This is a genomic window from Bacillus sp. AFS015802 (assembly GCF_002561455.1).
GTDB lineage: Bacteria > Bacillota > Bacilli > Bacillales > Bacillaceae_B > Rossellomorea.
Genome location: NZ_NTUP01000059.1, coordinates 126,416 through 146,375 on the forward strand (window position 1 = coordinate 126,416; position 19,960 = coordinate 146,375).

17 protein-coding genes and 1 other annotated feature are annotated in these 19,960 nt (G+C 46.2%); all 17 genes read right to left on the minus strand.

All coding sequences use genetic code 11. The annotated features are described in order from the left end of the window. Positions 1 to 59: 59 nt before the first annotated feature. Positions 60 to 1,067, minus strand: coding sequence for a rod shape-determining protein (locus CN378_RS15380; protein WP_061810195.1), 1,008 nt, complete (start codon positions 1,065 to 1,067; stop codon positions 60 to 62). Between the two features lie 254 nt (positions 1,068 to 1,321). After that, positions 1,322 to 2,032 (minus strand): RadC family protein, encoded by a 711-nt coding sequence (gene radC / locus CN378_RS15385; RefSeq protein WP_306471880.1) that lies wholly within the window; start codon positions 2,030 to 2,032, stop codon positions 1,322 to 1,324. 28 nt (positions 2,033 to 2,060) lie between these two features. Continuing rightward, on the minus strand, positions 2,061 to 2,633 hold the full coding sequence (locus tag CN378_RS15390) for a Maf family protein (RefSeq protein WP_098353299.1): 573 nt from the start codon (positions 2,631 to 2,633) through the stop codon (positions 2,061 to 2,063). 167 nt (positions 2,634 to 2,800) lie between these two features. After that, positions 2,801 to 3,775, minus strand: coding sequence for an SPOR domain-containing protein (locus CN378_RS15395; protein WP_098353301.1), 975 nt, complete (start codon positions 3,773 to 3,775; stop codon positions 2,801 to 2,803). Between the two features lie 100 nt (positions 3,776 to 3,875). After that, positions 3,876 to 4,646 carry a hypothetical protein gene (locus CN378_RS15400; protein WP_098353303.1) on the minus strand — a complete coding sequence of 257 codons (771 nt, stop codon included), beginning with the start codon at positions 4,644 to 4,646 and terminating at the stop codon, positions 3,876 to 3,878. Continuing rightward, positions 4,643 to 5,269 carry a hypothetical protein gene (locus CN378_RS15405; RefSeq protein ID WP_098353304.1) on the minus strand — a complete coding sequence of 209 codons (627 nt, stop codon included), beginning with the start codon at positions 5,267 to 5,269 and terminating at the stop codon, positions 4,643 to 4,645. The genes CN378_RS15400 and CN378_RS15405 overlap by 4 nt, the downstream gene beginning before the upstream one ends. Beyond that, complete coding sequence (gene pilM / locus CN378_RS15410; protein WP_098353306.1) at positions 5,253 to 6,224, minus strand: type IV pilus biogenesis protein PilM; 972 nt, start codon at positions 6,222 to 6,224, stop codon at positions 5,253 to 5,255. The genes CN378_RS15405 and pilM overlap by 17 nt, the downstream gene beginning before the upstream one ends. A gap of 21 nt (positions 6,225 to 6,245) precedes the next feature. After that, a complete protein-coding gene (locus tag CN378_RS15415; RefSeq protein WP_098353308.1) occupies positions 6,246 to 6,989 on the minus strand; it encodes a prepilin peptidase in 744 nt (247 codons plus the stop codon). 9 nt (positions 6,990 to 6,998) lie between these two features. Beyond that, on the minus strand, positions 6,999 to 7,445 hold the full coding sequence (locus tag CN378_RS15420; protein ID WP_098353310.1) for a type IV pilin protein: 447 nt from the start codon (positions 7,443 to 7,445) through the stop codon (positions 6,999 to 7,001). Positions 7,446 to 7,561: 116 nt separating this feature from the next. Then, positions 7,562 to 8,773 (minus strand): type II secretion system F family protein, encoded by a 1,212-nt coding sequence (locus tag CN378_RS15425; protein ID WP_098353312.1) that lies wholly within the window; start codon positions 8,771 to 8,773, stop codon positions 7,562 to 7,564. Between the two features lie 2 nt (positions 8,774 to 8,775). Further along, complete coding sequence (locus CN378_RS15430; RefSeq protein ID WP_098353313.1) at positions 8,776 to 9,813, minus strand: type IV pilus twitching motility protein PilT; 1,038 nt, start codon at positions 9,811 to 9,813, stop codon at positions 8,776 to 8,778. Between the two features lie 14 nt (positions 9,814 to 9,827). Continuing rightward, positions 9,828 to 11,486, minus strand: coding sequence for a GspE/PulE family protein (locus tag CN378_RS15435; RefSeq protein ID WP_098353315.1), 1,659 nt, complete (start codon positions 11,484 to 11,486; stop codon positions 9,828 to 9,830). Between the two features lie 20 nt (positions 11,487 to 11,506). Then, the gene (locus CN378_RS15440) at positions 11,507 to 12,859 is read right to left on the minus strand and encodes a VanW family protein (RefSeq protein WP_098353317.1); all 1,353 of its coding nucleotides are present in this window, start codon (positions 12,857 to 12,859) and stop codon (positions 11,507 to 11,509) included. Between the two features lie 30 nt (positions 12,860 to 12,889). After that, a complete protein-coding gene (locus CN378_RS15445; protein WP_098353318.1) occupies positions 12,890 to 13,531 on the minus strand; it encodes a hypothetical protein in 642 nt (213 codons plus the stop codon). A 189-nt stretch (positions 13,532 to 13,720) separates the two neighbouring features. Beyond that, on the minus strand, positions 13,721 to 15,433 hold the full coding sequence (locus CN378_RS15450; protein ID WP_098353320.1) for a sensor domain-containing diguanylate cyclase: 1,713 nt from the start codon (positions 15,431 to 15,433) through the stop codon (positions 13,721 to 13,723). Positions 15,434 to 15,542: 109 nt separating this feature from the next. Next, on the minus strand, positions 15,543 to 16,847 hold the full coding sequence (locus CN378_RS15455) for a bifunctional folylpolyglutamate synthase/dihydrofolate synthase (protein ID WP_098353321.1): 1,305 nt from the start codon (positions 16,845 to 16,847) through the stop codon (positions 15,543 to 15,545). A gap of 127 nt (positions 16,848 to 16,974) precedes the next feature. Then, the gene (locus CN378_RS15460; protein ID WP_098353323.1) at positions 16,975 to 19,626 is read right to left on the minus strand and encodes a valine--tRNA ligase; all 2,652 of its coding nucleotides are present in this window, start codon (positions 19,624 to 19,626) and stop codon (positions 16,975 to 16,977) included. Between the two features lie 65 nt (positions 19,627 to 19,691). Beyond that, positions 19,692 to 19,919 (minus strand) — a binding site (T-box leader). Positions 19,920 to 19,960: the final 41 nt, after the last annotated feature.

Consider the following 19,960-nt stretch of genomic DNA (forward strand, 5'->3'; position numbering starts at 1 on the left):
GGCCGGCCTTAAGGCTGCGCCTGCATCCTTAAGGAAACGTCCCCCATTACAATCGATTATTATTTTCCCCGTGTTTTGAACAGGTGAATGTGATCAAGGGCCTTACCGGTCCCGATCGCCACACAATCCAGCGGTTCTTCTGCAATGAGAACCGGCATTTTTGTTTCGTCACTGATCACTTTGTCGAGATTACGAAGCAGTGCGCCTCCGCCTGTCAGCACGATCCCTCTATCCATGATGTCTGCTGCAAGTTCCGGCGGTGTCTTTTCAAGCGTACTCTTCACGGCATCGACAATGGTATACACCGTGTCATGAAGGGCGGATGCAATTTCCACAGCCGTCACTTCAATCGTTTTCGGAAGTCCCGTCAGAAGGTCACGCCCGCGGATTTCCATCGCTTCGATTCCTTCAGAATCCCCTGCAGAACCGACTTCCATCTTGATGGTTTCCGCTGTACGGTCCCCTATCATCAGGTTATACGTCTTACGGATATAGTTGATGATCGCATCATCCATTTCATCCCCGGCAACGCGGATCGACTGACTCGTCACGATCCCGCCTAAAGAGATGATCGCCACTTCCGTCGTTCCTCCACCGATATCGACGACCATGCTTCCCGTCGGTTCCCAAACTGGTAGATTGGCTCCGATCGCCGCTGCGAAAGGCTCTTCGATCGTATAGGCATCACGTGCCCCGGCTTGTCTAGTGGCATCGATGACCGCTCGTTCTTCCACCCCGGTAATGCCTGAAGGTACACAAACCATAACATAAGGCTTTCGTGAAAATGCTCCCTTATTCCGGGTCGCCTGCTTTATGTAGTACTTCATCATCGTGGCAGTCGTTTCGTAGTCGGCAATCACTCCGTCTTTCATCGGGCGGAGCGCCACTACATTCCCCGGTGTACGGCCGATCATATTCTTTGCATCATTTCCCACTGCAACAATCTGCTTGTTATCCGTCTGAAGTGCAACGACAGAAGGTTCGCGAACGACAATCCCCTTGCCTTTCACGTACACCAATGTGTTGGCTGTTCCTAAATCAATCCCTAAATCTTTCGTTCCAAACATGAATGGTATCTCCCTTTCTGGTACAAATTGGCTGGTTTTTAAAAAGTTTTATGTGTTTTCATAGGAGAGTTGTCCAATCACTCTCTATCCTCGTAATTTTCGTCACAATAATTGTTCGTTCACGCATAACGAAAAGACTCATTCCTTGTAGAATGACTCTCTTATTTCAGTAAGCTCACGTTATATTGAATCACCATATTGTTTGTAAAAATCATAAGCTTTATTATATCGTAACCAGGAAAAAAATCATAGTGTCATAAATACCCTTTTTCCTTTAAACTGATAAACTTCTTCTCCCCTATTATAAGGTGATCGAGAATATCAATACCAATGATTCGACCACATTCCACCAATCTTTTTGTCACTTCTATGTCTTCCCTGCTCGGAGTCGGATCCCCCGATGGATGGTTATGGATGCAAATGATGGATGCTGCAGAGCGGCGAAACGCTTCTTTAAAGACTTCCCTGGGGTGTACTATGGAGGCGTTGAGGCTTCCGATAAAGATGGTTTGCTTGTGGAGAACTTGATTCTTTGTGTTGAGGTATAAGCAGACGAAATGCTCCTGCGCCAAGAACCTCATATCGTTCATGACATAATTGGCTCCGTCTTCGGGGGAACGGATGGAGTATCGGTCATCAAAGGCAAGGTTGCTGATGCGCCGGCCGAATTCGACGGCAGCCATGATCTGGACCGCCTTGGCAAGACCGATCCCTTTCGTTTTCGTTATTTCTTCCAGGGACGCATCCTTTAGTAGATTCAATCCGTCAAATTGATTTAAAAGGCGGTTGGATAATTGAAGAACAGACTCGGACTTTGTCCCTGTCCGGAGCAGGATGGCGAGCAGCTCCTGATTGGACAGACTCGCAGCACCGCATTGGATCAGTCTTTCCCTCGGTCTTTCATCCTGGGGGAAATCCCGGATCATCAGCCTGTTTTCTTCCTGATGGGGCATTGTTTTAACCATTGATTCCTCCTGTTCTTACGTAAAGGAGTCATTCTGATTGAAGATAACCCATTTCAAGTAGTGCACGGTTCACGCGGGAGATCGGGAGACCGACGACGGAGAAATAATCGCCCTTGATTCCCTTGACGAATTTCGCCCCGATTCCCTGGATCCCATATGAACCCGCTTTATCGAAGGGTTCCTCAGATGCAATATAGTCATCAATCTCTTTAGGGGTCAACTCCCAAAACGTAACATCCGTTTTTTCATAAAAGAGTTTCTCCGCCTCACCGTGAACGATAGCGACACCCGTGTATACTTCATGGGAGGAACCGGAAAGCATACGAAGCATCTCTTTCGCTTCTTCTTTGGAACTCGGCTTCCCAAGAATCTTTCCTTCCTTAGTCACGACCGTGTCTGAACCGATCACATAGTGAGCAGGCTGTTGATTCGATATTTCTTTGGCTTTTTTCTTCGCGAGATACATGACAACTTCATGAGGCTTTAATTCGGCAGAAAACGTTTCATCGACATTGGAGCTCATTACAGAAAAAGAGAGTTGGATTTGTTCGAGTAGTTCTTTTCGTCGGGGAGATTGTGAAGCGAGTATGAGGTTGGACACACCATACCAATCCTTTCAGAGTAAAAAATGGGAGATACAAGAATATACTACCAAAGTCCGTCACGGTAAACAAGTGAAAAGAGAGCATCCTCCGAGCCTTAACAAGGCAGGCTCAAAAAATCCTCTCTCTACATTATTTCCTAGAAAATAGTCTAAATCAGTCGAAATTATAGCCCGCTATAAAGCTGAAGATAGGATAATAGCTCTTCTTGGACTTTTTGTGCATCCTCGGGAGTGTTCATCGCTGCAGCGAGGTTGCCTGCGTCCACTAAGGATTTCTTCATGGAGGCGATGGACTCCTGGCCGACTTTGATTCCTTCCAGTTCCTTCACACCGGATTGAATCGTTTTGACCGTGGCCTCATCCGTCTTCCCCCCGGCCATACCAGAGCTGCTGACACCGGCGATCGAACCGAATAAGGCATTCCCTTTCTCCAGGAAGGCTTTTTCTTCTTTCGACGCGTTGATCCCCTTGGAGCCGAGCACAAAGTCCTTCGCGTACACATCCACCCCTTGATCCTTCAGTTTTCCCCCAAGGGTTTTGGCTGATTCCAGGTCTCCTGAAACGCCGAGGAGTAAAAAGAACTGCCCGTCTTTCTCCACGCTCGCAGTGGGCAGACCCTTCCCGGCTAACGTGTCTTTCATGGCATTGAGTGATTCCTCTGTCGAAAACACGCCGCCCTGAAGGATCGAAGTGGAGAAATCCTTCAATTCGACAGCCGAAACCGCCTGTTGACCGTCAGCTTTCCCTGTCGTCGTGTTATCCTGAAGCGTCGCCGCCGGTGCAGCCGGACCATCCGTTGTCGTAATGACCTTAAGCGTGCCGAACCCGAGGACCGCCCCGACCACAATCGCGCCAATCAATGACATTAATAGATTGACAGAATCCTGGAAAGGGTTTTTGAAAGACTTCCGTTTCTTACCTTCCTTCACATAATGGATCTTTTTATATTCCTGCGGGGGCTCGGCCTCCTCATCGGGAAGGATCCAATCAAACGCATCGTCCTTCGCCTCTTCACCGGCAGCTGTCTCCGACTCCCCCAGCTTCCAATCGTACACAAGAAGGTCTTCATCGAATGTTGTTTTTTCCCCATTAATTTTAATAGAAATCTTATTGTCTTTTTTCCCTCGTTTATCCATCATCGCCACCCTCCTTCATCTATTTTTTTCCATGCTATCACATCCCATAAAAAAAAGAACAAGACTTTTGTCGTCTTGTCCTAATAGGTTTTCGTCAAATTTTTCAGTTTTCGCGTATGTCGGTCGTTTCGGCAGATTCTTCTTTCACAGCAGGATCCGTATATTGGATAAAAGGATTTTTCTTCAATGAAGGGGGCGGACTATCAATGGTTGGTAGACTATCATTTAAATCAGAGAGTCCGGGTATATAAAAGGCCGAGGCGACCAGTTGAAAGGTGAGGGGTTGTGGCTCCTCATCCGTCAAGACGGGGCTCATTTCCTCCCTTCCCTCCATCACAAGTTGATTGACTTCCACAATCCTCGGGAGATTCTCTAATTCATGGATGAATGTCTCCATGGCGAAATAGTTCCCGGATTGAATGGTCATGGTCATTTGTAATCTCTTAACCATTGAGCTGTCCTTTCCGGATTCCTGTTCATCTGAAGAAACCTCTTCATTACCAGGAACCGAATCTTCCTTTTCTTCAATTTCAAAGGCAAAGTCTTCCTTCGAAAAACTGATGGACTGAATCACGCTCTGAGATACTACTTCTGCTTTCTCCAGCTGCAGGATGAGCTGCTCCGTTAACGGTTCGACAGGAATTTGATTCTGCAGGGTTTTGGTATCTTTGTATGAATGACTCTCGATCTGTACCGCTTTCGCTTCGACAGCCGTTAAGAGCTTTTGTTCCGTCTTTAATTCCTCCCGTTTTATGACAAGCCTGTCCTGCTGCGGGGAATAGACAAAGAGATAGAGTAGAAACAGAGTAAAAACGCATGCGAAAGTGATTCCAATCAGAATCAGCCTTTCTTTCCTGGTGAGTGATGAGATCATTCTTCAGCCTCCTCTTCTATAGAGGGATCTTCCGCTTCATTGATTTCCTGAAGTATCTGCGCATCAAGAGTAAGGGAAAACTCTGCGAGATATCTGGGAACCACTCCACTTTCTAGTGCATCCGTCTCTTCACCCGTCAGACTGTCAGTTGTGATTTCAAGGATTTCTCCTTCCGTGATCCACTCCTGGTCCTTTAGATGATGCAAGTAGTAGGCTGCCTCCCGGGATGAATCAAATTGTATAGAAGCGATAATGGATTGCCTCCCACTGTATTCCAGGGTTTGGATGAAACCACGGGAAGGAAGCAGGGAAATCAGCTCATTCAGGACGGGAACGGTATCGACAGGATAGTCTGTCATCCAGGCGATCGTTTTTTCGAGCTCTTTCATTCCTTGAGTAGATTCAGCGTCAAGCAGCTTCGTTTGTTGAACTTCCATGAGCAGTCTGGTTTGAGAGATGGTATCCTGGGTCCTTTCTGTTTCCGCTTGCATATTTCGGAGGGAGAAAAAGAAAAAGAGACTGCCAATAAAAAATAATACAAGAATGAATGCCAAAGAATAAATGAAGAGGGAGCTCTTTTTCTCCTTTTCCGGCAATAAGTTTATATCAATGAGCTTCAACATATTGCACCTCTTTTAACGCAAGACCTAGGGCGATGGCAAACTTACCCGAGATCCTTCCGTCTTCGACAGTCTGTATACCTTCCAGACCAAGGAAGCCGACAGGAACACTCAATCTTTCCCTCATGTATGATTCAATTTCCCGGATACTTGGGTGATCCCCGCTTATGAGGGCGCGCTCGACAAAGTACTCTCCTTTATGCAGGGAATACTGGTAGAAATTCATGACTTTTTCAATTTCACTCAAGGCATCTTCAACATTCCTCCAAGAGAGATGATCTTCCACCAATACGTTGGTATTTTCCTCTTCCAACACGATGGGACGTGTAAAGATGGGTTTATGCCCAAGAAAGATCGAGACCGTCAGCAATCTTTCGTCGAAGTGAAGGAACATCGTGTGCTCCTTATGGGAAACGATTCCCTTCTCTATAGATAATCGATACAGAGCCAGTGGGGAAATGTCAGCCACAGTCGGCTTCAATTTTGCCTGCTCCAACACATCTTTGTAACGATCAACCACTTCCTGATGGGATGCGATCAATAAAACCTCCCTGCCGTTTTCCGATTCGTCCAATAGGGCAAAGTCAAAGACAGGATCTTCAAAAGGTAAATGGATGCTTGTGCCTATCTCGAGGAACAGATATCCATCTATCTCATCCTGTTTAAGATCTCCGGGAATCGTCACTTTTCTCAAAACGACAAACGGATCAGGAACGATAAATCGGACAGATTTGCCTTTTATCCCCCATTCCTCTACACATTCTTCCAAAATAAAGGATAACGTTTGGTCATCGATGATTTTCCCGCCTTTGATGACGTTGTCGGGAAGTAAGCGTTCACCGTATGCCTGCACAAGCAGGGGTGACGTGTGCTTCAACTCTAGATAGCGGATGGAGTTGTCTGTGAATACAATATTGGATGTTTTTTTGCTAGCAGAGAGAAACGATAAAAATCCCATAAAACGAACCCTTCCTTTATGTTAATAGACAAATGACAGATAAGCTGATAGAAGGACATCACCATACAAATAAGCAAGTATGGTGCCAAGGGCGATAAACGGACCAAAGGGAATCGGCTTCCCTCTTTCTATCACCTTGAAGGCCAAAGCGACCAAACCGAAGATGGCGCCAAAAAATGTTGCCAGCATAAAGGATAAGACCATGACCTTTAATCCCACAACAAAGCCGATCACGGCATATAACTTGATGTCCCCCCCACCCATGCCGCCTTTACTCACAATGGCGATAAGGAGGAGCAGTCCAAAACCGGCTGCTGCTCCGATCAGGCTGTCCCACCAGGGATTCAACGGAATGAACAGACGTTCCAATAAAAAAAGTCCAGAAAAAAATAAAAGAACTTTATCAGGGATGACCATATATTTCAAATCAGAAACCGTGATGATGATGAACAATGAAATGAGCGTCCACGCGACAAGCAGCTCCCAATCAAGTCCAAACTCAAGATATGCCAGGACAAAAAGACTGGCATTCAAAGCCTCCATAAACGGATATAAAGGAGAAATGCGCCCATGACACTGGCGGCATTTCCCCTTTTGAATGAGATAGGAAAAGACAGGGAGCAGCTCCACCGCAGTCAATTGATGACCACAATACGGACAGCTCGACCTGGGCTTAACGATGGATTTCTTTAAAGGCACCCGCAGGCCGACTACGTTGTAGAAGGAGCCTAGGAGGAGTGCGTAGAGAGTAATTAGGATTATCACGCTTTGAAATTACTCTCCTTCTTTAGGTGCAGGAGCTGGGATAGTTTTTGCATCTTTCTTTGCATTATTAATATCTTTTACAGAAGCATTTGCAAAATCTATAGTAACACTCCCTTTAGCACCTGTCCCACTTAAAGTTAATGTATTATCATCCTTAACTGTTACCGTATATCCTGACTCCATAATATCATCATTTTCTTCAAGATAGTCTTCTAAATCAGAAGCTTCTAACGTTCTATCATCCGGAACACTTTCTGAAGAAACATATAATTTAGCTGCATTTAAAACCTGAATCCCCTCAGCTTTAACTGCATCAGTCCGTGATTTTTCAATAATATTCCCAATACTCGGCACCGCAATCGCCGCAATAATCCCCAAGATCACGATGACAGCCAGTAGCTCGACCAGCGTCAAACCTCTTTCATTCTTCAACATTTTCTTCATTTTCTTCAACATGCTTCATTTCCTCCTCAACATCATATGTAGTACTTTAGTACTCTTTTAATCTACCTATATTATACATCACGAAGAATAAAATATAAGTCTTAATGTGTAAAATATTATCAAAATTGCTAGAAATTTTGTACATTGTTAAATATTTCAAACATCGGGACCATGATGGCCGTGACAATCGTCCCCACAAGACTCGCCAAAAGGACGATCATCAGGGGTTCGATGAGGGCTTTTAATTGATCCGTCGAGTTTTCGACTTCTTTTTCATAAAAATCCGCCACTTTCGAAAGCATGCTGTCGAGTGAACCCGTCTCTTCCCCAATCGAAATCATTTGGGAAACCAGGGGAGGAAAGGCCCAATGCTTCTTCATGGGCTCCGTCAACGTCCCGCCTTTTTCCAATGACGCCCGGGACTCCCTGAGAACGGTGGCCATCACTTCATTTTCCACCACCCGTTCCACTATCGCCAGGGACTGCAGGATGGGGACGGAGCTTGAGAAAAGGGAGCTTAACGTTCTCGTCATACGGGCCAGAACCGTTTTTTGGATCAGCTTACCGAAGACAGGGATCCTTAAGATGAAGTAATCCAGGTAGTATTTCGTTTCTTTCCTCTGCCTCACCATCCCGATCCCTGTGATAAAAAGAATCACAAGCAGCAAGAGTACATACCAGAACCGCTGGACGGTTTCACTTGCCCCGAGGACGAATCGGGTGATTAACGGTAATTCTCCCCCGAAATCGTCAAACATATCCACGAAGGTCGGCACAACGGCAGCGAGTAAAAAGATGACAACGCCGATGGCAATGACCCCTACGACGGCAGGGTAAGAAAGGGCTGCGATTACTTTTTGTCGTGTACCGTGTTGCTTCTCATAATGATCTCCCAGTCTTTCCAGGGTTTCATCCAGGCTTCCCGTCGCTTCCCCGGCTTTCAGCATATTGATGAAGAGAGGCTCGAACACTTTACTGTGCTTTCCGAATGCCTCAGAAAGGGGACGTCCTTCCTTCAGCTCTATTTCGACATCCATGAGGATTTTCGTCAACGCTTTGCTGTCCGTTTGGCTCCCCAGGATACGGGTAGCGTCGACGACGGTGACCCCCGCTTTCAAAAGGGTGGAAAACTGCCTTAGAAAAATCACCAAATGCTGAAGCTTAACGGGATTCCCAAAGGTTATTTCTTTTGTTAAGAGCGTTTCCGGGATTTCCTGGACGGAAATGATGCGAACGCCTTGATTCTTCAGGCGGAGCATGGCCTCTTTTTTGGAGGGGGCCGTTATATGACCTTTTTTCTTACCCTTTTTATCCCGTCCTTCGTACTTGAATCTGGCCATGATTAACTGTTCTCCTGAAGAAACGGAGAGGCGGTTTCCTTGGATATGATGCCGGCGTGCAGAAATCTGCTGACATTCGATTCAAATAATTCCATCCCCAGTGCCTTGGAGGTTTGCATAACCGTCGGGATTTGATGGATCTTCTCTGAACGTATGAGATTGGCCACTGCTGAATTATTCAGCAGGATTTCTGAAACCGCGATCCTTCCTTCCTTATCAACCGTCGGCAGAAGGCGTTGGGCGATGACCCCCTGAAGAACGGATGCAAGTTGGACGCGAACCTGTGATTGCTGCGCTGCCGGAAAGACATCAATGATTCGTTCAATCGTTGAAACCGCGCTGGAGGTGTGCAGCGTACCCAATACTAAATGACCGGTTTCCGCTGCCGTGATGGCGGTTTGAATGGTTTCAAGATCCCGCATTTCCCCCACAAGAATGACATCGGGATCCTGCCTTAGGGCGCTTCTGAGGCCATAGGCAAAGGACTTGGTATCAAATCCGACTTCCCGTTGATCGATAATGGAAGAGCCGTGCTTATGTAAATATTCGATCGGATCCTCAAGGGTGATGATATGCTTCCTCATCGTCTGGTTCATATAGTGAATCATGGAGGCAAGGGTCGTCGATTTCCCGCTTCCTGTAGGACCCGTCACCAGTACCAATCCCTGATGTTTTTCCGCTATTTTCATTAAGACGGGAGGAAGCTTGAGCTCTTCGAGGGTCGGGATGTTCCTTGGCACCACCCGCAGTGCAATGGAAATGCAGGAGCGTTGAAAATAAGCGTTCACCCTGAAACGCGAAACACCCGGGAGAGCATAGGAAAAGTCCAGCTCTCCCCTTTCCTTGAAATCCATCCATAAATGCTCCGGGATGATGGCTTTTGCCATCATCTCTGTATCTTCAGGCTTCAATGGTTCCTGTCCGTACCTTTTTAAGTCCCCATGAATGCGGAATACCGGGGCCGACCCTATCGTTAAATGTATATCTGAGGCTCTTAATTCAAATGCTGCCTGTAATAGCCGATCGATTCGTTCCTTCATGCCATACACCTTCTTTACTCTATTGCTACGCGCAGAATTTCTTCCGTCGTGGTCAACCCTTGCTTTACCTTGAACAACCCATCATCCAGAAGAAAGATGGTTTTATTTTTCATCGCTACTTCCCTTAACGTACTGAGGGATTCATTGTTCATGATGATCCTTTTCATTTCATCGTTCACGACCAGCACTTCATGGATCGCCATTCTGCCTTTATAACCTGTCATGTTGCACGAGGCACACCCCCTGCCCCTGATGATCCTTTCGATCGACATGCCTCTGCGTTCGAAGATTTCTGTTTCCCTGGTGGAGGGTACTTCTTCCCGTGCACAATCCCTGCATACTTTCCTCACCAGTCTTTGAGCCACGATCCCACTGACGGATGTGGCCACCAAAAAGGGTTCGACCCCCATATCGATTAGTCGGGTCACCGTACTTAACGAGTCGTTCGTATGAATGGTACTGAGTACGAGATGCCCCGTCAAAGAGGCCCGTATCGCCACCTCGGCCGTTTCCCGGTCGCGAATTTCCCCCACCATGATTATATTCGGGTCCTGTCTGAGGATGGAGCGGAGACCGGTGGCGAATGTAAGACCGACATTTGCGTTGACCTGAATCTGGTTGACCCCCTCCAATTGATACTCTACCGGGTCTTCAACCGTGATAATATTGACCTCTTCGCTATTCAGCTTATTCAGTGCAGCATAAAGAGTCGAGGACTTACCTGAACCAGTCGGACCTGTAATCAGGACAATTCCGGTCGGCCGGTCAATCAGTTCCTGAAACCGCTTCAAGTTCAAGCTGTTGAATCCAAGCTGACCCAGGTCATTCAATGATGAACTTAGGTCCAGTATACGCAGGACGATTTTTTCCCCATACACGGTGGGAAGAGTCGATACCCTTAGGTCGATGGGACGGAAATCGATGTTTGTTTTGATCCGTCCATCCTGCGGGACCCTGTGTTCAGTGATGTCCAATTGTGACATGATTTTGAGCCGGGCCGTCAGCATACTGTGCATATGCTTCGGAAGAGCCCTGTCCGTCCGCAGGATGCCATCCACCCGATAGCGTATGAGCACCTTTGTCTCTTGTGGATCAATGTGAATATCGCTTGCCTTTTGAGTCATGGCATTTGATAACAACTGATTCACCAGCTTGGCGATGGGGGAATCCTGATCCGTTAATGTTTCATCCTCTAAAGCGGGACGGTCATTTTCCATCCCTTTCAACTCTTCATAGCTTTCATCCATATCATAGTACTTACTGATCGACCGGAGGATATCATCCTTTGTGGCAATGGCCGTTTCAATATAGAACCCCGTGGACAGCCGTAAATCCTCTATCGTATAGAAATCCATTGGGTCCGCCATGGCGACAAAGAGCTTATCCCCTTCTTTTTTCAGGGGGATCATTAGATTCCCCTTGGCCAATTCTTTCGGAATCAAATGGAACAGTTTGGGATCGAATGGGTATCGAAACAAACTGACATGTGGGATACCCAGCTGAAATTCGAGCACTTCGATCAACTGCTGCTCCGTTATGTATCCTTTTTGTAAGATAGCATCCCCAAGCTTCTGATCTTTCCCTTTTTCCCTCAGTGCCGCTTGAAGCTTTTCTTCCGTTAACAAACCTGATTCAACTAATAAGTCTCCTAGACGTTTCCTCTCCTGGGCCATGATCATCCACCTGACTTCTTTTATTTCATATCCGACAATGGACCTTCCGCTTCCGGCGGGAGATTCTCATCCCCTGCGTTTTCAGGTAATTCACTTTCCCCTGTGTCAATCGGTTCAGAAGGAACAGTGTTTTCCGTTCCTCCAGAACTTCCCGGAATGGCAGTCTCATCACTCGAAGCACCCGTACCATTGTCATCCGTTTCAACGGGGGCCTGTGGTTCACTTACCACATAGTCTTTCATACTATGGATCTCTTCTTTATACACCGGAAGATAAAAGTCCTCAGACACCCTCTCTTCCTTGAGAACTTCACCGTTCTTCGTCTCGAAACTACGCCACACTTCAATCTTCATGCCGTCACGTCCTTCTTCTTTCACCTTTACTTCCCCTTTATTTACATAGGGACTGTACTGTTTGATCAGCTTCGGCTTGAAGGTTTGTTCGTTCCGCTCTTCTACAGTAATCTCATAGGGCATCTCTACGCCAGTGAGGGTCAGGGTAAGTGTATCTCCCTGTCGACTGAACGTGATGGTATAGGCAGTGTTATTTGGATTGGTGAAAATAAAATCGTCGCCCTGTTCCTGATTGACATACGCCTCATATCCCAGATCAATATCGTCTGGAAGAACCCTTCCCTGGTGTCTTTCGATCACTTCAAAATTCGTCGGCAGGATCAACCGGTATAAGGATGATGCAAAGTGACTCAATTCCTGGTTGGACAATCCCGTAAAAGCTTCGTCATCCATAAATTCCAATAGGGAGAACGGCGAGGTTTTTCCTATTTCGATTTTCGGATATGCCTCAAGCAGATTTTGAAGTCCCGGAGTGATGGGCACCCCTTCCATATTGACCTCAGAGATGAGTTCAATCGAATCGGATTGAATGAAAAAATCTTCTATTGGCAGGTTTCTGTCGATTGTGTCTAAATTCGATGCTGCCTGAGTCATTTCTTGATTCAATGCCTCCATGTCGATCATGCCGGTATCCACTTCATGAGAAGCTAAAAAAGAGGGGAGTCCCTTGATGCTCACCAACAGAGGCGAGTCCCCTCCTTGAGCTGCAGCCTGCAGCGAACCGGCAAGGTCAAAATGAAACAGCTTCGAATCTACAGGGATGAATGTCTCCATATAGGAAACGGTTAATGAATGATTGCCTTTCCACCCATCTATTTCCGTATTCAATTGGGCTTCTGCTTCTTGATAAGAAAGGGTGGAAACATCAATATTTCCAATCCTGGTCCCTTCAGAAAAAGCCTCATTCGGCGAAATGAAACGATCATATGCATAAGCTCCAAGATGAGCAAAACTGAACAAATAAAGGCTGCATAACACAAAAAAAACAGATAGTTTCGTAATTGGAAACGTTTTGCTCATCACTTGAGGCCCCTTTTAGACTGATTTCATTTACCTCTTTGTTTCAAAAAATAAGCGATTGTACTCTTCCTCTTCTTCCTGTGAAAGGGACGAAGAAGGAATCGTATCATACCGTAAGGAATCCGTTTGTGGTGAAAGAGGATTCCAGTCTTCTAATTGCTCATCAAGCCGGTCCCTTTCTTCATCCACCGAAAACGGGGAGTGGGATGGGAAGTCTTCGTCTTTATATACGTTGTCTTCTATTTCTTCTTCCAGGATATGTACGGATGATATGGATTTTAATGGGATCTCCTCTATGTACCCTTCTTTCTCCGGAACCCTTTTCCCTTTAGTAGTGGGAACGGTATCCAAAGCGGGGCTTTCCTCAAATTCTTGTTGGCTCGTTTCCTTGATTTCGGATGTGAAATAAATGTCAGATGTATTCGTGGATTGAAGGAATAAAGGTCTTACCCTCGTCTCCAGGAAGTAGGTACTTAGAAGGAGTAATAAAACGAAAATGATCAAGACCTGATAGAGGGGAATAACGCGGCCGGCCAGTACACACAAGAGAGTAAGCAAAAGAGCTCCAGTAGAAATCAGGACTTTCTGCTTATATGACAGTTTCATAGGAACCAATATGAGTATAGGCAGCAACAATAGAAAGGCCACGACAGCAGATACTACATCACTCACACTCATCCCTCCAATTCATGGTTGTTTCGATGAAAAATAACAATATTCGACTACTACTATTTTAGTATATACAGTGGGAAATGAAAAGCTATTATCTGCTAAAGCTAGTAAAAAATAGGATGAAAATCATAGGTATCATATCATCAATTTAAAAAAACACCTTCACATAAAGGAAGGTGTTTACATAGTTCATTTCACATACTGTGCCACCCGGTTCCTCCCGGCCTGCTTGGCTCCCGTATAAAGGGCCCGGTCGGCATGGCGGATCAGTGCCAGGGTATCATCTGCATCTTCCGGGGCGGTCGATACCCCGATGCTCGCCGTGATCCGGACCATCATCTGTTTGTTGGACTCGTCCAGACTGTCATGGAGGGTGAATGGCTGATCGGCAATCGTGCTCCTCACATACTCGGCGATTTGGAGGGCCTCGTTCCGTTCAGTGTCGGGAAGGAGGATCACGAATTCCTCGCCGCCGTATCTTGCGACGGTCCCTTTAGAGTCGATCAGCATTCGAAGGCGGTCTGCAAGCTCGATGAGGATCTCGTTACCGCTCTGATGACCGTAGTTGTCGTTGATGACCTTAAAGTGATCCAGGTCGAGCATGATCAATGACAGGTTCTTCCTTTTCCCAAGCTCAAGATGATTGTATTCCATCGACAGGAGATCTTCGAAGTATCGGTAATTGTAGAGGCCGGTCAGGGCACACCGTTCACTATTCTTCTTCGTCCGTTCATGGTGCCTTGCATTGGCGATCGCCACCCCGAAATAGGAGCATAGGATATCGACGATCATTAATTGGAATTTCTCATAGGCCTTCTTTTTGGAGGAAGCGAGCAGCAGAATGCCCCTGACCTTCTGGCTCCTGACGATGGGCACGCATAACACACTTTCCACACCTTCAGGCATATAGCCTTCCGCGACATCTGTCCATTCAGACCGGGAAGTGTACAGGACTGACTGTCCCGTTTCCCACACCACACCGCTGATTCCCTGGTTTTTCTTGAGCGGGCGAAGATTATTCGATTTCATTTCCCCATTTTCAACACGCCTCAGAAGAACCAGCTCTTCCTCATGGCAATCGAGTATATACGCATATTCGACAGGCAGGGTCTCGATGATCTTTTCGATGAAAATATCGAGGACTTCATTGACTTTGAGGCTTTCCGTTAATTGATGACCGATTTCCCCTGCTTTTTGGAGGTATTCATTGATCTTTTCGGAAGAATTATAGAGCTTTAAGATGATCGACAGACTGACAAAAGGAACCCCGATCAGTAATGAGGCAAAGGCCCCCAGTTCAAGCGTTAAATAATAGAGTGATAGAGAAAGGGGGAACATGATCATGTTCGCGGTAAAATCCCACACGAAATCCTTACTGTAAAAACGGACATCATTGTTGGCGACATAGCGGTGATAGGCAAGAAGCAGGATTTGATTGATCATGATCGATACGACCTGATAGCATAGGATCGGGAAAATCAGCTGACTGAGCTCCCTTTCGGCGATTTCCCCGCCAAGCAAGAAATAGATTAAACCGCTTATGAATGAAACAATGAAGAACATCACTGAATTCAAGGGAAGCCTGTGCCAATCGGTTTTCGTCAGTCGAAGCCGGATCAGCAATGGGATGATGGAGAATTGCATCAATACGATTTCCACAAATAATCCGTACTTGATGAACCCTACAAGGGTGACCCATTGAATGAAGAAAATGGTCGCCCCGTTGATCACGATGGGCATGAGCGGGATAAAAGTAGCAAAGGCCACCAATGTGAACAACTCTAACTCATTTCCTTTAATATTTTCAGGGGGATAATATTGATATGTAAAATACATACCCGCCGGTACGACGGCCAGCCATGACAGCAATATGTACAGCTTTTTCTTTACTGATAACGTCATATCTATCCCCCATAGGTTTACATTCGATTTACTATAGTCTGATCATACTATACTAGTTAAATAGTCACAAGTTTAAGAATATTTTATCAAAGCATCCAAACAAAGTCACTTACTTTTTTCTGTAATTTTCCAGTAAAGGAAGAAAATACGGTTTTACTTCCGATAAAAAATAGAGAGAGCCCGTGATGAGCAGGATTTCATCCTCTTGTGTCACCTTGATTTTCTCCTTGAGGTACTTCTTCCAATCATGAACTTTTACCTTATCAGGGTGTGAAGATGCATCGTAAAGCTCTTCTACGGATGCCACCCTTGGAAAGTCAAAGGTCGTAAAACCGATGTAATCCACGGCTTCCTCCAGGTGTGAAATCATCGGTCTCAACTCTTTATCATGAAGGGCCGAGAAAAGGACGGTTACTCTTTTATGATGGAAGCGCTCCTGAATCGTTTTTACCAGGGCAGCGACACCTTCCGGATTATGGGCACCATCAATGTAAACGTTATCTGATAAAGCTTCCATTCTGCCTGGCCAGGTTGCCTTCTTCAATCCAGCCTTCAGATGTGTTGTATTTGTTATAAACTTCTCCTCCAGTGTAAGAAGCTCAAGGACCTTAATGGCGATGGCTGCATTATTGATCTGATGGGTTCCGATCATGGAAAGCTCGAACGATTCATGCTGAAAAGGAGATCGATACTCGAACCTCTCCCCTTTTTCCAATATGTCGAGACGCTTGGCTGAGAAATCCTGTCCAAGTTGAAATAATTCACTCCCCATATCGACGGCCTTTTCTTCAATGACCTTGACTGCATCCTGCTGATGCACACCGGATACGACAGGTACGCTTTTCTTGATGATCCCCGCTTTTTCAAAAGCGATATCCTCGATTCTGTTCCCGAGAAACTGCATATGATCCATTCCGATACTCGTGATGACTGATACCATGGGGGTGATGACATTCGTCGAATCAAGCCTTCCCCCAAGCCCCACCTCATAGAGAACGAGGTCGACGGGATTCAGTTCGGCAAAATAATAAAAGCTCATGGCCGTAATGACTTCGAATTCAGAGGGTGCCCCCCATTCCGAATGTTCCATTTTTTCTGCAATGGGCTTGATCTTTTCTACAAGCAGGACCAGCTCCTCATCGCACAACGGCGCTCCGTCGATGCTGATTCGTTCATTAAAGCGTTCAAAGTAAGGAGAGGTGAAGGTTCCGACTTTATAACCTGATTCCTGTAACACATGTCTCAAATAGGTAACGGTGGAGCCTTTTCCATTCGTCCCACCGATGTGGACCGTTTGGAGCTTTTGATGCGGATTCCCGAGCTCCTCCAACAGGCGGTCCATCCGCATCAGACCTGGCTTGATTCCAAGTCTCAGCCTTGAGTGTATCCATTCGACGGATTTTTCATAGTTCATTTTTTTCACTCCCGCTTAGGTTTCATTAGAAAAAGGGCCCCAATCGGCTCTGACCGGGAGGATGACCTCCCTCTCGATCAGACCTGATTCCAAAGCCCTCTTCCTGTCCTTTATTTACGGAGTAACATTAAACCGATTTAAGCTCTTCGATTCTCGCTTTAACAGTCGCTTGTTTCTCCAGATAATCTTTTTCTTTCTCTTTTTCCTCATCGACTACTTTCTGAGGGGCTTTACTAACAAACTTTTCATTGTTCAGCTTGCCTTGAACACGGGAAACTTCCTTCGTCCATTTCTCCAGCTCTTTTTGAAGTCGCGCGATTTCTTCCTCGATGTTGATCAGCCCTTCTAATGGAAGGTACAGATCCACGCCCGTCACGACTGCCGTCATCGCTTTTTCCGGTGCTTCTAAGTCTGTGCCCATCTCAAGCTTCTCAGGATTACAGAATTTTTCGATATACGATTGATTCTTCTCGATGATCGAAAGCGTATGTGCATCTTTCGCTTTCAGCATCAGGTTGATCTGCTTGCTCATTGGCGTATTCACTTCTGCACGAACATTTCGTACGGCGCGGATGATGTCAACGAGAAGCTTCATTTCTTCTGCTGCACCTTTATCAGTCAGCTTATCATCAACCGTCGGCCATGCCGCAACCGTGATGGATTCGCCTTGATGCGGCAAGTTCTGCCATATTTCCTCGGTAATAAACGGCATGAATGGGTGTAGAAGTCTCATTGTGTTGTCGAGTACATAAGCCAGGATCGAACGGGTCGTCTTCTTCGCCGCTTCGTCTTCACCGTATAAAGGCAGCTTCGCCATTTCAATGTACCAGTCACAGAAGTCATCCCAGATGAAGTTGTATAGCATGCGTCCCACTTCACCGAATTCATAACGATCCGCCAGACGTGTCACCGTTTCGATCGTTTCATTCAAGCGTGTCAGGATCCATTTATCCGCAACGGATTTCTCACCTGATAAATCGATTTCGTCGTATGTCATGCCATCCATGTTCATCAGGGCAAAACGGGAGGCATTCCAGATTTTATTGGCAAAGTTCCAAACAGACTCAACCTTTTCAAATGAGAAGCGAAGATCCTGTCCCGGTGAGCTTCCAGTCGTCAGGAAGTAACGAAGGGAATCGGAACCGTATTTTTCGATGACATCCATCGGGTCTACACCGTTTCCTAATGACTTACTCATCTTACGTCCTTCAGCGTCACGAACCAAACCGTGAATCAACACATCTTTGAATGGGCGTTCTCCCGTAAATTCGAGTCCTTGGAAGATCATACGTGATACCCAGAATCCGATAATATCATATCCTGTTACAAGTGTGTTGGTTGGATAGTAACGCTTAAAGTCTTCTGCATTCAAGTCCGGCCAGCCCATTGTTGAGAACGGCCACAGCGCTGAACTGAACCAAGTGTCCAACACGTCTTCTTCTTGCGTCCAGTTTTCAATGTCTTCTGGCGCTTCTTTCCCTACATACATTTCACCCGTTTCGTTATGGTACCAAGCCGGTATTCTGTGACCCCACCATAGCTGACGGGAAATACACCAGTCACGCGTGTTTTCCATCCAGCGAAGGTAAGACGTTTCGAAACGATCAGGAACAAAGTTAATTTTGTTTTCACCTTCCTGAAGTTTAACCGCTTCTTCTGCTAATGTATCCATCTTAACGAACCACTGAGTGGAAAGGTAAGGTTCAACCACTGCCCCGCTTCGCTCCGAATGCCCAACCGAATGCATATACTCTTCAATCTTGAACAATACACCGGATTCCTGAAGATCCTTCACGATTTGCTTACGGCAGTCAAAACGATCCATGCCGTTATACTTGTCGGCTCTCTCGTTCATCGTGCCATCTTCATTCATCACCAGGATGCGTTCAAGATTATGACGATTCCCGATTTCAAAGTCATTAGGGTCATGGGCCGGTGTGATTTTCACGGCTCCGGAACCGAATTCCATATCTACATAATCGTCACCGACAATCGGGATTTCACGTCCTACAATTGGAAGGGTAACCTTTTTCCCGATCAGGTGCTTGTAACGGTCGTCTTCAGGATGTACCGCAACCGCCGTATCACCCAGCATCGTTTCCGGACGCGTTGTCGCGATTTCGATGTGGCCGCTTCCGTCTGCCAATGGATATCTCATATGATAGAATGCACCCTGTACATCTTTATGGATAACCTCGATATCGGATAGTGCCGTCTTTGTCGCAGGATCCCAGTTGATGATATATTCCCCGCGGTAGATCAAACCTTTGTTGTAAAGATCGATGAATACTTTCTGAACTGCATCCGACAACCCTTCATCAAGGGTGAAGCGTTCGCGGCTGTAATCGAGTCCAAGTCCGACTTTCGCCCATTGCTGACGGATATGCTCGGCATATTCTTCTTTCCATTTCCACGTTTCTTCCACGAATTTCTCACGGCCGAGGTCATAGCGTGAAATTCCCTGATTGCGCAGTTTTTCATCCACTTTTGCCTGTGTCGCGATTCCAGCATGGTCCATCCCGGGGAGCCAGAGGACATCGTAGCCCTGCATGCGTTTCATTCTTGTCAGGATGTCCTGTAATGCTGTATCCCAGGCGTGACCGAGATGAAGTTTCCCTGTTACGTTCGGAGGAGGGATGACGATGGTGTACGGCTCCTTCTCCTTGTCATTCGTCGCTTCGAAGTACTTTCCTTCGAGCCACCATTTGTATCTGCCCTGTTCAATGGCATTCGGATCATATTTCGTCGGCATTGATAATTGTTGATCTTGTGTTTCCATGTGATTTCCTCCTACATCGTATTAAGCACACTTTTCTAAAAAAATAAAAAAATCCCCCGTCCTGTGAAAAGGACGAAGGATTCCATTCGCGGTACCACCTTTTTTCTCAGGAGAAATAGGCCTCCTGAACGCTCGACGGATATAACGGCTTTTAACCGGCTTCTACTACTCTCATTTCATAGAAACAGCTCTCCAGGCGACCTTCCATTGTCTTAACGTAGAAAATCTCTCAGCAAACGATTTTCCTCTCTGAAAGTAAGGATCAATGTACTCTTCCTGTTCATTGCTTTTCGTGATTATTTATTTACTCATTATAGTATAGGATAAGATTAAG

What these genes read in the sequence shown, in the direction of transcription:
- CN378_RS15380 (WP_061810195.1), bottom strand. Translation starts at nt 1,067, where the DNA reads ATGTTTGGAACGAAAGATTTAGGGATTGATTTAGGAACAGCCAACACA.
- radC (WP_306471880.1), bottom strand. Translation starts at nt 2,032, where the DNA reads ATGGTTAAAACAATGCCCCATCAGGAAGAAAACAGGCTGATGATCCGG.
- CN378_RS15395 (WP_098353301.1), bottom strand. Translation starts at nt 3,775, where the DNA reads ATGATGGATAAACGAGGGAAAAAAGACAATAAGATTTCTATTAAAATT.
- CN378_RS15400 (WP_098353303.1), bottom strand. Translation starts at nt 4,646, where the DNA reads ATGATCTCATCACTCACCAGGAAAGAAAGGCTGATTCTGATTGGAATC.
- CN378_RS15405 (WP_098353304.1), bottom strand. Translation starts at nt 5,269, where the DNA reads ATGTTGAAGCTCATTGATATAAACTTATTGCCGGAAAAGGAGAAAAAG.
- pilM (WP_098353306.1), bottom strand. Translation starts at nt 6,224, where the DNA reads ATGGGATTTTTATCGTTTCTCTCTGCTAGCAAAAAAACATCCAATATT.
- CN378_RS15420 (WP_098353310.1), bottom strand. Translation starts at nt 7,445, where the DNA reads ATGTTGAAGAAAATGAAGAAAATGTTGAAGAATGAAAGAGGTTTGACG.
- CN378_RS15425 (WP_098353312.1), bottom strand. Translation starts at nt 8,773, where the DNA reads ATGGCCAGATTCAAGTACGAAGGACGGGATAAAAAGGGTAAGAAAAAA.
- CN378_RS15430 (WP_098353313.1), bottom strand. Translation starts at nt 9,813, where the DNA reads ATGAAGGAACGAATCGATCGGCTATTACAGGCAGCATTTGAATTAAGA.
- CN378_RS15435 (WP_098353315.1), bottom strand. Translation starts at nt 11,486, where the DNA reads ATGGCCCAGGAGAGGAAACGTCTAGGAGACTTATTAGTTGAATCAGGT.
- CN378_RS15440 (WP_098353317.1), bottom strand. Translation starts at nt 12,859, where the DNA reads ATGAGCAAAACGTTTCCAATTACGAAACTATCTGTTTTTTTTGTGTTA.
- CN378_RS15450 (WP_098353320.1), bottom strand. Translation starts at nt 15,433, where the DNA reads ATGACGTTATCAGTAAAGAAAAAGCTGTACATATTGCTGTCATGGCTG.
- CN378_RS15455 (WP_098353321.1), bottom strand. Translation starts at nt 16,847, where the DNA reads ATGAACTATGAAAAATCCGTCGAATGGATACACTCAAGGCTGAGACTT.
- CN378_RS15460 (WP_098353323.1), bottom strand. Translation starts at nt 19,626, where the DNA reads ATGGAAACACAAGATCAACAATTATCAATGCCGACGAAATATGATCCG.